General features: G+C 39.8%; 10 protein-coding genes and 1 tRNA gene. 8 read left to right on the top strand and 3 right to left on the bottom strand.

Annotated features, from left to right (window positions below; genetic code table 11):
* From DUT70_RS06905 to DUT70_RS06895, 3 genes are all read left to right on the top strand, one after another.
* Positions 1–586, top strand: a 586-nt coding sequence (locus tag DUT70_RS06905; protein WP_205529747.1) for an MBG domain-containing protein, incomplete at its 5' end; no start/stop codon positions are given.
* Positions 587–700: 114 nt separating this feature from the next.
* Positions 701–1,792, top strand: a complete 1,092-nt coding sequence (locus DUT70_RS06900) for an MBG domain-containing protein (protein ID WP_113646508.1) — start codon at positions 701–703, stop codon at positions 1,790–1,792.
* A 42-nt stretch (positions 1,793–1,834) separates the two neighbouring features.
* The gene (locus DUT70_RS06895) at positions 1,835–2,725 is read left to right on the top strand and encodes a PorP/SprF family type IX secretion system membrane protein (RefSeq protein WP_240432046.1); all 891 of its coding nucleotides are present in this window, start codon (positions 1,835–1,837) and stop codon (positions 2,723–2,725) included.
* 446 nt (positions 2,726–3,171) lie between these two features.
* Here DUT70_RS06895 and DUT70_RS06885 read toward each other — a convergent pair whose 3' ends face one another.
* Together DUT70_RS06885 and DUT70_RS06880 are read right to left on the bottom strand one after the other, a co-directional pair.
* Positions 3,172–6,447, bottom strand: coding sequence for an ABC transporter permease/M1 family aminopeptidase (locus tag DUT70_RS06885; protein ID WP_113646506.1), 3,276 nt, complete (start codon positions 6,445–6,447; stop codon positions 3,172–3,174).
* Positions 6,448–6,459: 12 nt separating this feature from the next.
* The gene (locus DUT70_RS06880) at positions 6,460–7,332 is read right to left on the bottom strand and encodes an ABC transporter ATP-binding protein (protein WP_113646505.1); all 873 of its coding nucleotides are present in this window, start codon (positions 7,330–7,332) and stop codon (positions 6,460–6,462) included.
* 202 nt (positions 7,333–7,534) lie between these two features.
* Between DUT70_RS06880 and DUT70_RS06875 the strand changes: the two genes are divergently transcribed.
* From DUT70_RS06875 to DUT70_RS06865, 3 genes are all read left to right on the top strand, one after another.
* Positions 7,535–8,329 carry a sensor histidine kinase gene (locus DUT70_RS06875; protein ID WP_113646504.1) on the top strand — a complete coding sequence of 265 codons (795 nt, stop codon included), beginning with the start codon at positions 7,535–7,537 and terminating at the stop codon, positions 8,327–8,329.
* Entirely contained in the window at positions 8,326–9,033 is a 708-nt protein-coding gene (locus tag DUT70_RS06870; protein ID WP_113646503.1) for a LytR/AlgR family response regulator transcription factor, read from the top strand. The genes DUT70_RS06875 and DUT70_RS06870 overlap by 4 nt, the downstream gene beginning before the upstream one ends.
* A 446-nt stretch (positions 9,034–9,479) precedes the next feature.
* A complete protein-coding gene (locus DUT70_RS06865; protein WP_113646502.1) occupies positions 9,480–10,316 on the top strand; it encodes an SDR family NAD(P)-dependent oxidoreductase in 837 nt (278 codons plus the stop codon).
* A gap of 213 nt (positions 10,317–10,529) precedes the next feature.
* On the opposite strand, the gene DUT70_RS06860 is transcribed toward DUT70_RS06865, so the two are convergent.
* Positions 10,530–10,605 (bottom strand) — tRNA-His (locus DUT70_RS06860).
* Between the two features lie 340 nt (positions 10,606–10,945).
* Here DUT70_RS06860 and DUT70_RS06855 point away from each other — a divergent pair.
* Together DUT70_RS06855 and DUT70_RS06850 are read left to right on the top strand one after the other, a co-directional pair.
* On the top strand, positions 10,946–12,442 hold the full coding sequence (locus tag DUT70_RS06855) for an ankyrin repeat domain-containing protein (RefSeq protein ID WP_113646501.1): 1,497 nt from the start codon (positions 10,946–10,948) through the stop codon (positions 12,440–12,442).
* A 30-nt stretch (positions 12,443–12,472) separates the two neighbouring features.
* Positions 12,473–12,955: a DUF2271 domain-containing protein gene (locus DUT70_RS06850; RefSeq protein ID WP_113646500.1), complete on the top strand. Its 483-nt coding sequence runs from the start codon at positions 12,473–12,475 to the stop codon at positions 12,953–12,955.
* Positions 12,956–12,960 lie beyond the last annotated feature (5 nt).

The following is a 12,960-nucleotide window of genomic DNA, read 5'->3' as shown; positions in this document are numbered from 1 at the left end:
AACATTGACCATCACAGCCAACAATGTAAATAAAGTTTACGGTCAGGTATTGTCGGGAACTGCTGGTTCAACTGCATTTACCAGTACAGGTTTAGAGAACGGGGAGACGATTGGAAGTGTAACAATTGCCTATGGTACGGGTGCTGCAGCCAATGCTGCGGTTGGTGCCTATACAGGCTCGGTTACACCAAGTGCCGCTACGGGAGGTACATTTGCTATAGGAAACTACAGCATCAGCTACACGACGGGCAACATCGTCGTTGGTGCCAAAACATTGACCATCACAGCCAACAATGTAAATAAAGTTTACGGTCAGGTATTAGCGGGAACTGCTGGTTCAACCGCATTTACCAGTACAGGTTTGGAGAACGGGGAGACGATTGGAAGTGTAACTTTAGCCTATGGCACAGGTGCTGCCGCCAATGCTACGGTTGGCACCTATACGGGATCTATTACACCAAGTGCCGCTACGGGAGGTACATTTGCTATAGGAAACTATAGCATCAGCTACACTATGGGCAACATCATTGTTGGTGCCAAAACATTGACCATCACAGCCAACAATGTAAATAAAGTTTACGGTTAGGTATTAGCGGGAACTGCTGGTTCAACCGCATTTACCAGTACAGGTTTAGAGAACGGGGAGACGATTGGAAGTGTAACGATTGCCTACGGAACAGGCGCTGCGGCTAATGCTACAGTGGGTACCTATACAGCCGCTGTTACGCCAAGTGCTGCCATTGGGGGCACCTTTACTGCCGCTAACTATAACATCGGCTACGCTACAGGAAATATCATGGTAGAAGCTAAGCCAATTACGGTGACTGCTGCTGCAAAAGCGAAGACCTATGGCGATGCCGATCCTGCCCTAACCTATAGTTATACAGGAACCCTTGTGGGTAGCGACAACTTTAGTGGAGCAATTACGCGTGTGGTGGGAGAGAATGTGGGAAGCTATGCCATTGAGCAGGGCACCTTAAGCCTTGGTGGTAATTATGCGATTACTTATGTTGGTGCCAACTTTGTCATCAATAAGGCAGTGCTTACGGTAAGTACCAACAGTGCTGTAATGTGTCAAGGAAATAACCTGCCAGCTTTAAGCCTAAGCTACAGTGGTTTCAGGTTCAGTGATAACGAGAACAGTCTTTCTGCCAAGCCTACGGTTACAACCAGTGCAACACCTAATAGTGCAGCAGGAACCTATGCCCTTATACCTGGTGGCGGGGCTTCGGGCAATTATACCTTTGCATATGTGAACGGTCAGCTGACCATCAATGCCCTTCCGATGGTAAATATCGTTTCGGGCAGCGGTCTCTCGGTTTCCAAGGGGGCTACTTTGCAGCTTACAGCAACTGGCGGAGCCGCTCATAGCTGGTCTAATGCAAATGGTATCATCAGCGGTCAACAAACAGCGGTGCTTACAGTTCGTCCTTCGCAAACGACTACCTATACCGTAACGGCTACCAACGCCAACGGCTGTAGCCAGAGTGCTACAATAACCATCGAGGTGAGGGAAGATTTCGAGTTGATCTCTGGCACTAATATACTTACGCCAAATGGCGATGGAAAGAATGACTACCTAGTGATCCGTAATATCGATATGTATCCAAACAACGAGATCAAGATCTTCGATGTCGCTGGTAGGATCGTCTACAGCAAGAAAAGTTACGACAATAACTGGGATGGCACCTTCAGCGGATCGCCATTGGCCAAAGGCACCTATTATTACATCATCGACTTTGGTAATGGCAAAGCAAAGAGAAAAGGTTTCGTATCAATTGTAAGGGACTAAGGGATGTTTAGAATGAGTATAACAATGAACAAGTTCATGAAAATGAAAAGATATATAATGGCATTGATGGTATCGGGAATTACCTTCGGTACCGCAAATGCACAGTTGGCACCATTGGGTGCAATGTACTACCATAACCAGTACCTAAACAATCCTGCCTTTGCGGGCATTGGAAAAGGACTAGAGGTTGATCTGGGCTATCGTCAACAATGGAGCACGATCCCTGGGTCGCCAAAGGTGCAGTTGCTGACAGGCTCCTATGCAATGACGCCAAAGGCGGGTCTCGGACTAAACGTATACAATGACCAGACGGGGCTATTCAAACGTACCAGGGTAATGGGCAGCTATGCCTATCACCTTCCAGTCAGCAGTAAAAATGATAAGCTGAGCTTTGGGCTGTCGCTGGGCTTTATGGACGAGCTGGTGGACCAGGGCCTGATGGACGGTGATCCGAACGATCCCTCAACGAGGAATTTCAACGAGCGCCAACAATATGTGGATGGAGATTTCGGGGTAGCTTATACCAGCGGAAAACTGAGCCTACAAGCGGCCATGCCCAATCTGAGGAACAACTTGGGCTTCAGCAAAGATGGTGAACGGGTGGTGAATGAGGCAAGGTTCTTTGCCGCGGCCAGCTACAGGATAAGGTTATCTGAAAGTGAGGGAATGGGGCTGGAACCAAAAGTGGCCTTCCGTGGGGTAAAGGGCATGGACAACATCTTCGATGTGGGTGCGAACTTTACCTTTGTTGAAGATAAGATCGGTTTGATGGCGATGTACCACAGTACAAAGAGCACTTCGTTCGGATTTAGTGCAAAGCTATCTAAAAACTTTGATCTGATGGGGATCTATAGCTCCAATACAGCGGCACTGGCAGGCCAGACTAATGGCAGTTTCGAGGTAAACTTGAAGCTCAACCTTTTTGGTAAATAGATTAAGATCTGTTTATAAATTTATTGAACGCCCCGTCTACAGACGGGGCTTTTTTTTGGAAGTTACTCTTTAAGAGGACAGGAAGAGATTCTAGCTAATTAAGATAGTTAACCACTTTAAAACCACTTTTTGTTTTGCAAAAAGCGATGTAAACAAAAAAAGCAGCTATTTTCAGAACTGCTTTCAAAACTCGAGGGTCATTTACGGTGCGTAATTCAAACCATTTTGTAAACGAATTGATTGAAATAGGTGGTTTTGGAGAGATTATCCCTTGGTAGAAATCATCATTTAAACCAATTGTCTTTAGATTTAGGTCATAATACTCTTTTACAACCCAGTTTAGCGAATCTTTATGAGTTACTACTTTTTCGTGTGCATTAAGGCTAACTGAAATGATCAAAAATAAAGGTAAATGTAAATTTCTTCATGTGTATATTGGTCATTAGCTACTTCATACTATTCACCTTTTCAAACAAGTCTGTTATAACATGCTGCTTCAAATCTGGCGTTACCCCGCGGAAATACTGAATCAGATCTAATGTAGTTGCATAGCGATTTAACTTTTTCTGCTTGTTAAAAGAGCGCCAATCCTTTAGGAAATGTTGTAAGGCTTTGTTCACATGCTCTTCACCAATTTGTTCCTGCAATTCATACATCACAATTGCGCCTTTGTTGTAGTAAATGTGTTCTTCATTTTCAACCAATGCCAATGGTAGCTCTTTCTTGCTCGACTTTAACTTAGCTTCGTTATATTCATTCAATTGGAACTTTAAAAATTGCTGCACTTTTTTATCCGAATATTTTGCTTTAAGCACCATCATAGCCGAATATTGGGCCAGTGTTTCTAAAATCATATTTTGTCCCTGTACATTTGCAGCTTCCAATTGTAAGCCCCACCATTGGTGTGCCACCTCATGAGCAGTAACGTAAAATGCCATGTCTACATCTTTTTGATCATCAATGTTCATTACAAAACCAATAGCCTCCGAAAAAGGGATAATGCCAGGGAGCGATTGGGCAAAGGTGCGATACCTTGGAAACTCCACAATACGCAATTGCTGGTATTGGTAAGGGCTGAAATGTTTGCTGTAATAATCCAAAGACATTTTCATCGATTCCATCATACGTTTCAAGTTGTACTCATACCCTTTTTGGTAATAAATCTCTAAATCAACAGGTTTATTTTTGGTATTTCCTAACGGGATGCAAGTATCTCTCATCACTTGATAATCAGCCGATACTATGGGATAAAAATTGATGATCTGTTGATTGGTTTTATAATGAAAATAATTACGATCATTGGTATTCCATTTTGCCACTAAATCGCCAGACGTAAGTGCTGTTTGTGGCGCTGTTGTACTGATGACAATATCTAAGTTGATACCATCAGAATCACTTCCGCTACGTGCATTTACCAGCTCTCGTACATCATCTCGTTTGGCTTTATGCTTTCGTGGTAACAGTGCAAAATGCTTTCTGTCGTCTTCTTCTTGCAGTTCATATTTTTTTTGATAACCAAAACTTGGCAGCACCGCATTATCAAAAAAAGTACCGTTGTCAACTACATCTATATCAGAATTATCGGCTTCAAAACCCTTCGGCTGTAAGGTTTGTTTAAAGTTCATTCTTAGCGTTTGGCCAGATGCTAACGGCTGGCTCAACTCGTAAATGATATAATGATATTTTTCATACCTTTTGTTTGTGGTTGCAGGGCAATTAAAGCTTACGTCTGTTAATGTTAAATTTGATTCTAATAGTTTTTGCACATGAATTTGCCGAATAGGAACTGGAGATATATTGGTAAGCAAATATTCACCTTTAATTTGATAGGCTCTCTGCGAAGGAAACAAATCAACTTTTAGTTTGATAGCTGTAATTTTAGGCTGTGGGAGGTATTCAAACTGCTTCAACGCCTTTTCGTAACCAGCTCTAAAATCGCTTTGCTCGCCCTTCGTCCAAAATTCATTTAACACATTGGTATTGTAAAAAATATAACTTCCAATGCTGATAAAGAGCGTGAGGCAAACTAAACTAAAAATCCTAAACGATTTCTCTATTTGTTTTAGTCCGCTCGTCCATCTTTTGCTCAAGCCTGTTTCGTTTCCTTTTGCCATCAAAATACTCGCAAAAATTAAGAGCAGCACACCAAACAAAACCCAGTAGATTTTTACCCAAAGGTAGGCCGTTAAGAAGTGACCATATCCATTCATATCAGAATAACTAGCCAGCGCCTGCCCGCCAAAGTTAAGCAAGGCATGTTCTAAACCAAATACGCCAATAGCTACGTTGATGATGGCAAAGGCGATGGTGGCGAGCATCCCCATAAATTTGTTGCCAGTAAGTGCCTGAAAGAAAATGGCTGCAAAAGTATAAAGTGCCAAAAATGGAAATAGCTCTAAGAAAAAGCCGAAGAAATAGACATCCAATTCGTAATGATAATAGCCGTTAAATGTTTGAAAGAGCATACCAGCAGCAATGAGCGAAAGCATCACAATGGCATAAATGAGCAGTAATCCCAGAAATCTGCTGCTCAGATTAACAAAACTAGCAAGCGGTGTAGCATCATGAATGAGGTTAAGATTTACATCTTTTTCCTTCCACATGATTTCGCCAGCATAAAAAACTAAAATAATCATGAAGAAATAAATAGACATCTCCCGCAGTTCTTCGATAATGAAATACGTAGTTGGGTAACTATCTACACCATAAGCATTGCCCAAACTTACCGAATTGACCAAAATAACGACGAAACAACACAGAATAATTGCCCAAAAGGAAATCAGTTTAAGAATAGACAAACTATGAAACCAAGCGTTAAGCAATAGCTGAACGAACTGCGCTTTCATATCATAAACAGGTGTAACCAAGGGTAGGCGTTTCGTAAATATAACCGCTGTGCTTTTAATTTCTTGCGGTTGTTTTTTAGGAGAAACCTTTTCGTTTACAACTATCAATTTAAACTTGTTGTAGCCAATGGCCAAGGCCAAAATACCCACGCCTATCCAGAAAAATCTATTGAGCAGCATAATTCCTGATACAGGAATAAGTGCAGCATTTCTATCCGCTACCGTCCAGCCTTTACTTGCTTTAGTTAAGGTAGTGAGTGAGAAGGGATCAAATAAGGCCTGTAAGGTTTCATTCGTAATGCCTTTGGTAATCATAAACAATACAAAAATGACGACACCTTGCATATACACCACCATTAGATTTTTAGTAAGCGCCCCAGTCGCAAAAAATACAGCAGCACCAAAAAACAACGTAGGCAAAACCACCCAAATAAAGGGCTGTAGGTAATTCATCAACTGAAAGGGCAAAAACTCGTTTGGTTTGTTCCAAGGCATAAATTCTCCGATCATCATTCCCCAAAGCACAGCACTAAAAATAAAAAGTAATACCACAAAAGAACCTAAAAAACGGCCCAACAGATAATCCCTTTTTGCGATAGGATTAACATAGATGAGCGAAGTAACATCATACTGAAAATCACGCAGTACCGGAACGCCCATAATCATAGATGAAATAATCATAGACAGACCCGTAATTGCACCCATTGTTTTAGCAATCACCAATGGCGCATTCTTCTTTACCAATCCTAAATCTATACCCTGAAAAACAAACTCCACGCCTACTGCCGAGAACATAAATAGCAGCAGAAAGAAGAAATAAGTTTCAGGTCGCTTTAATCGGTATTTAATTTCGAAGATGAAAAATTCGTAAAACATAAGGTTTAGAGATTAAGCGTTAAAAATTTGAGACATATAAACATCTTCTAAGTTGGCCTCAATAAGTTTGAAGCCTGAACCAGGGTGTTTGTCACTCAACACGTGAACAATTTGGTTTCCTAAATACAGTCGATCACTAATGACCTGATATTCATTTTTATAATGTTCCAATTCGTTTTTGTGTATCATTTTCTCATACAATCGCCCCTGCAGGTTTTCCATAATTTGTAAAGGATTACCCTGAACAAGTACCTTCCCTTTGTTAATGATGGCCATTCGAGGGCATAATTCTTTTACATCATCTACAATATGTGTGGAGAGAATAACAATGGTCTGCTCGCCAACTTCACTTAGTAAATTATAAAAGCGGTTGCGTTCTACAGGATCTAAACCTGCTGTTGGCTCATCTACAATCAGCAATTTAGGATTGTTCAATAGTGCCTGGGCAATGCCAAAACGTTGTTTCATCCCTCCAGAAAACCCGCCCAGTTTTTGTTTTCGCACTTCGTATAAGTTTACCTTATGTAATAGTGCCTGTATAATTTCTTTACGCTCTTTGCTGTTGATAATTCCCTTCAGCACCGCCAAATGATCCAATAATAGCTCAGCAGATAATGCTGGATACACCCCAAATTGCTGTGGCAAGTAACCCAATACCTTTCTCAATTCATTCGGTTGCGCTAAAACATCGAGACCACCTAACTGTATGCTGCCAAAATCAGGTGTTTGCAAAGTGGCTATAGTGCGCATCAAGGTAGATTTGCCAGCGCCATTTGGCCCTAGCAAGCCATACATCCCTATGGGTATCTGTAAGGTTATATCCTGAAGTGCTTTTACGCCGTTTTTGTATGTTTTAGAAAGATTGCTAATGATGAGATCTTGCATAATTGATTAAATTTTAAGCCAATGTTATGCGCAATAAAATGGATAAAAAAGCAATTGGGATAGACGAATGGCATATAGGTTCAAATAGCCAGCAGATAGGGATAAAAGTACTTTGCCACTATTAACTGCACGTTCATCACACTATGACGTATGTCTACAACAATCCGTATTTACCGCCTAAATTATTATGTAGTTTTGTAAAATGACTTTACGCCAAAAACTATTGAATAAGCAATTTCTTAAAAGGCTAGTGCCTTACTTTTTCATCGTAATCACGCTCATAATTGTGGTTTTTAATGACTTTTTTGGAAAAGAAGAAGATTATCACATCTACATCCTACTATTTTTCATATCGATGATGGTCTGGATGATTCGCTGGTTAGTTATTCAGATCAAATATATACTCCGCCTTAAAAAAGATAAAACCCAAGCCGAATTAATGCACCTGAAAAGTCAGGTTAATCCGCACTTTTTTTTCAATACCTTAAATAATTTGTACGGATTGGTAGAACTAAATCCTGCTAAAGCGCAACAATTAATCCTTAAACTATCAGACATGATGCGCTACAGCATTTACGAAGGACAAAAGGATTGGGTTAGCTTAGCAGACGAAATTACCTATCTTGAAAACTACATGGATTTGCATAAAATGCGCTACCACAAAACGATAGATATTCGCTTTGAGGTAGATGTAGAAGACCCAACCATTAAAATTATGCCTTTGCTATTAATTATTATGGTTGAAAATGCTTTTAAACATGGGGTAGAAAGACTTAGAAAAGGTGCATTTGTTTATATTCGTTTAAATGCGACCTTAAAACACATCGATTTTGAAATTGAAAATAATTTTGATGCCGATGAACAAATTGACAACCCAGGTATTGGCTTGAATAATTTGAAAAAACGGTTAGAATTGGTTTACTTTAAAAAACATGAATTGGAGATATCCTCTACCAGTGCAGCGATTTATAAAATTAGCTTGAAACTTACTTTATGAGTTTAAAATACATTATTGTGGATGATGAATCGATTGCTCACGATATCATCAAAAAGTATTGCTCGCTGCTGCCCAATATGCAATTGATGGAAGATTGCTATGATGCCATTGAAGCCATCGAGTACCTCAATAAACACACAGTAGATTTAATTTTTCTGGACTTGAATATGCCTAAGCTGCAAGGCTTCGATTTTTTAAAAACGCTGCCCAATCTACCAAAAGTAATTGTAACCACCGCTTATAAAGAGCATGCTTTAGAAGGTTATGAGTTAAACATTGTTGATTACCTGCTCAAACCATTTTCGTTCGAACGCTTTTTAAAGGCGGTGAATAAGGCACGGGCCGATAATCCCAAAATACCATCCAATACCCAAAATGCTGTTAGCGATGAAAAGCAGGAAAGAATTTTTCTCCGTTCAGATAACAAATATGTACAAATTGTAATTGATGATATTTTGTTTGTTGAATCTGCAGGTAACTATATTAAAATTGTACTCAAAGAAGAGATCATTACCACACGCGGAAAACTAGCTTCCATCTCGGAACTCATGCCTATTGATAGTCTTGTTCAGGTACACAGATCGTTTATGGTAGTTCCAAAACACATCAAGCTTGTAGAAGGCAACCAACTATTTATTGAAAATTATACCATTCCGATTGGCAAACTCTTTAAGGCACAGTTAGATATTCTTTTAAAAAAATAAGGCTTAATCCTTGAATTTAATGATGTCCATCCTGTATAGGTCTAATGCTTGTTATAAAATCCTTTCAATTATATATATGGGCAAATCTATATGAGGATTAATTCTGAAAATCTTCATTCGAGAGCGCTCGCCCTTTTTCAATTCGGGGTGGTCAAGAAACTTCCCTTCTAGCAAAAGAAGAATTGGTTAATGAAGAAACACAAAGTACCAGAGAGTACATGGCAAGGAAGATGGTTCCTAATATGAAAGTTGTGGGATCCACTACAGCCGGAGCCGATGGAAATGTTACCCAAGCATTTCTGCTTCCTGGAGGAGCATCCACCCTGAATGAAATACTTTCTGAAATTAGGAATTGTATAAAATGTCTCCAATACCCCTTATGAAAGTCGCTAAAGCACCCATCATAAAATTACAATAGTTATTATGTTTGATTAAAAAGCGATATCATGATACTTAAAGATAAGAATGCAGTTATTTATGGTGCCAGTGCATCTATCGGTGGTGCATTTGCAAAGGCTTTCGCAGAAGCAGGGGCAAATGTTTTTGTCACCCATTACAGGTTGGAAACTGCTCAAAAAGTTGCTGATGAAATAATCAGGAATGGTGGAAAGGCGGAGGCAGCAGCAGTAGACGCATTAGATCAGGATGCTATTGAAACATTTCTTAAAAGTGTAATAGATAAAGTAGGAAGCATCGACATTTCCTTCAATGCAATAGGGATAAAGGATGTTCAGGATATTCCTTTAATTGAGATGACTGTTGAAGATTTTCAGCAGCCAATCAACATCGCAATGAAAACGCAGTTTTTAACTGGCACTGCAGCAGCGAGATACATGTCTCAACAAAACTCTGGTGTAATCTTATCACTCACAGCCACCCCTGGAGGCATTGGTTATGCAAATGTAGGCGGATTTGGACCTGCTTGCAATGCAATAGAAGGCTTTTCTCGGAACCTTGCAGCTGAAGTTGGGTCATCGGGTGTAAGGGTTGTCAACATTCGCTCGGGTGGTTCGCCAGACTCAAGACCTTTTAAGGAAGCTATAGCAGCAGGGGGTGATGAAGTAAAAGAATTCATCGACAAGATGGCAAATGATACCATGTTGAAGCAAATGCCGATGATGGCAGATATTGCAAATACTGGCGTATTTCTCGCTTCATCATTGGCCTCTAAAATTACTGGCGTTACCATTGATGTGACAGTTGGTACTACTACTGCCCTAAATTACAAAGCAACAAACGTGGCATTTTTGAAAAAGGACAATAAAGAAGCCGATAACCTTTAAGTGCGGACTGCTCCAAACAACAAGGAATTCTACCCATCTGTAGATCGATAAATACATTTTTGAAAAAATTGGATTTTTGAAATCAAAACATCGAACCAATTTCTTGGATAAACAAAACCAACATAGCTTTCTCCTCGCTACGCTACGTTCGAAATGACGCCAGTAGGTAAAAACAAAAAAAGCAGCTCTTTTCAGAACTGCTTTCAAAACTCGGGGTGGAAGATGGGGCTCGAACCCACGACCCTCGGCACCACAAACCGATGCTCTAACCGACTGAGCTACATCCACCGTGTTTTTTTGAGTGTGACAAAAGTACAACTTTATACATTCCAAACAAATATTTTTCTGCTAAAAACTTAAAAAAAATACAAGCAGCTATTTTTCAAATATTTGCACGGCGAGGCGAAGGACAAATAAAACCAAAAAAAGCAACAGACGTATTTTAATCAGCTTAAAAAACACCAAGAGCCTCCATAGTTGAGTAGAATTTTATTGGTTTTTTTAATGCTTGTTTACGCAATAGATAGAAATAATGACGTAAAGCGAAAAAAAGCATGAAGTTTATTATGTGGATTTAGTCTAAATAAGTAATTTCGCAAGCGAATTCATAACCTTATGTTTAAATAGAAATGAAGAAAGTAATACTCGCTGCCGCACTTGTTCTTGGATTTAGCTCAGCAAAGGCACAAAATAAAAATACATTATTACAAGCTGATTTTTGGAAACAAAACCCTACGGTAGAAGCCGTAAAAGCCGAAATAGCCAAGGGAAACAATCCTACAGCATTAGATCCAAGAGCTTTTGATGCTACTACCATGGCTATCAATAACAATGCACCTACCGAAACCATCAAGTTTTTGATAGAGCAGCCAGGTAACGGCGTAGGTAAAATTACACACGATAGCCGTATCTATTTACACTGGGCAGCACTAAGAGGCAATGCAGAGTTGGTGGAATACTTAATTGCTAAAGGTTCAGACATCCAAACACCAGATAGTCACGGAAGCGAGCCGATAGTTTTTGCCGTATCAGGTGGACAGAAGAATGTAGCCGTTTATGATGCTTTTGTAAAAGGCGGTATCGATCTTAAAAAGAAATACAGAAATGGCGCAAACCTATTGTTATTAGGCATTGCTAACGATAATGATTTAGCCATCGCCAATTACCTAACCTCCAAAGGACTTTCTTTAAAAGATGTGGATAGCGAAGGTGCTACTGCATTTGACTATGCTGCCAAAAGCGGTAACGTTGAAGTATTGAAAAACCTATTGAGCAAAGGAGTAAAGGCAACTAATGCGGCTTTAATTTTCATGTCGCAAGGTGGACGCGGTACGGCGGCACCTATAGAGGCCTACAAATACTTGGTAGAAGACCTTAAACTAAATCCAAACTTTGCAAACAAAAGCGGCAATGTACTACACAGCATTGTCCGCAAACCAAACCAAGAAGAAATCATCAATTATTTCTTGGCAAAAGGAGTAGATGTAAATAAAGCTGACGGAGAAGGAGTAACACCTTTCATGAATGCTGCTGCGGGTAAAAACTTAGCGGTGGTGGAATTATTGGCACCAAAAGTTAAAAACATCAATGCCGTAAACGAAAGAGGCGAATCTGCTTTAACGGCAGCAATAGCTACTGGTTCACCTGAAATAGCTGCTTTCTTGTTGAGTAAAGGCGCTAACGTAAAAATCGAAGATCAAGCGGGACATAACTTGGCTTACTTTGCCGTACAGAATTACCGTCCAGCAGGTCCTCAAGGTGGTGCCAATGCTAAAGATGAACTTACCGAGAAACTAACCTTGTTGAAATCAAAAGGATTAAACGTGGAAGGTGCTCAAAAAGACGGCAGCACTTTGTATCACATCGCAATCGCAAAAGCTGATTTAGGTTTGTTGAAGAAATTGGCAGCCTTAAAAATCGATATCAATGCCAAAAACAAAGAAGGTTTAACCGTATTGCACAGAGCTGCTTTAATTTCAAAAGACGATGAAATTCTTAAATATTTGATCGCTTCAGGTGCTGATAAAAGCTTAAAAACAGAATTCGACGAAACAGCTTATGACCTGGCTTCAGAAAATGAATTCCTGTCTAAAAAGAACGTTTCAGTAAGCTTCCTTAAAAACTAACATCTCACTACTAAAACAATAGATATATAAATGAAATCTTTTCTTAAAATAGCTGTCCTAGGTTTATTGTTGAGCTTCTCTTCACAAGCCATGGCACAAACTTCAAAATATAAATGTATGCTGCAAATGAATGCCTATACTGGTGAAGGCGCATACATTGTGGTATCCTTAATCAATCCAAAAGGAGATTATGAAAAAACCTTGTACATGATGGGCAAGGACAAAAAATGGTATAACGGATTTAAAGAGTGGTTCAAGTTCTTCTCCAAAACTCAAAAGTTGGATGCCAAAACAGGCGCTTCTATCGGTGGTGGCGATAGAACCATGGTAAATTTAGACATTGATGATGCCGTAGTGAACAAAGGTTACAAACTACGATTCGAATCGTCTGTAGAAGACCAAAAATATCACCTATCAGATGTAGAAATTCCTTTAACCACAGAAGCGTTAGCAGGCAAAGCCGATGGAAAAGGATACATCAAATACATTAGATTTAGCAAAGTTCAACCGTAAATAAA

Source organism: Pedobacter chitinilyticus (genome assembly GCF_003313385.1).
Lineage (GTDB): Bacteria > Bacteroidota > Bacteroidia > Sphingobacteriales > Sphingobacteriaceae > Pedobacter > Pedobacter chitinilyticus.
The sequence above is the reverse complement of the archived record's forward strand: the minus strand, read 5'-3'. Positions and strand labels throughout refer to the sequence as shown.

What these genes read in the sequence shown, in the direction of transcription:
- DUT70_RS06895 (WP_240432046.1), top strand. Translation starts at nt 1,835, where the DNA reads ATGAAAAGATATATAATGGCATTGATGGTATCGGGAATTACCTTCGGT.
- DUT70_RS06885 (WP_113646506.1), bottom strand. Translation starts at nt 6,447, where the DNA reads ATGTTTTACGAATTTTTCATCTTCGAAATTAAATACCGATTAAAGCGA.
- DUT70_RS06880 (WP_113646505.1), bottom strand. Translation starts at nt 7,332, where the DNA reads ATGCAAGATCTCATCATTAGCAATCTTTCTAAAACATACAAAAACGGC.
- DUT70_RS06875 (WP_113646504.1), top strand. Translation starts at nt 7,535, where the DNA reads ATGACTTTACGCCAAAAACTATTGAATAAGCAATTTCTTAAAAGGCTA.
- DUT70_RS06870 (WP_113646503.1), top strand. Translation starts at nt 8,326, where the DNA reads ATGAGTTTAAAATACATTATTGTGGATGATGAATCGATTGCTCACGAT.
- DUT70_RS06865 (WP_113646502.1), top strand. Translation starts at nt 9,480, where the DNA reads ATGATACTTAAAGATAAGAATGCAGTTATTTATGGTGCCAGTGCATCT.
- DUT70_RS06855 (WP_113646501.1), top strand. Translation starts at nt 10,946, where the DNA reads ATGAAGAAAGTAATACTCGCTGCCGCACTTGTTCTTGGATTTAGCTCA.
- DUT70_RS06850 (WP_113646500.1), top strand. Translation starts at nt 12,473, where the DNA reads ATGAAATCTTTTCTTAAAATAGCTGTCCTAGGTTTATTGTTGAGCTTC.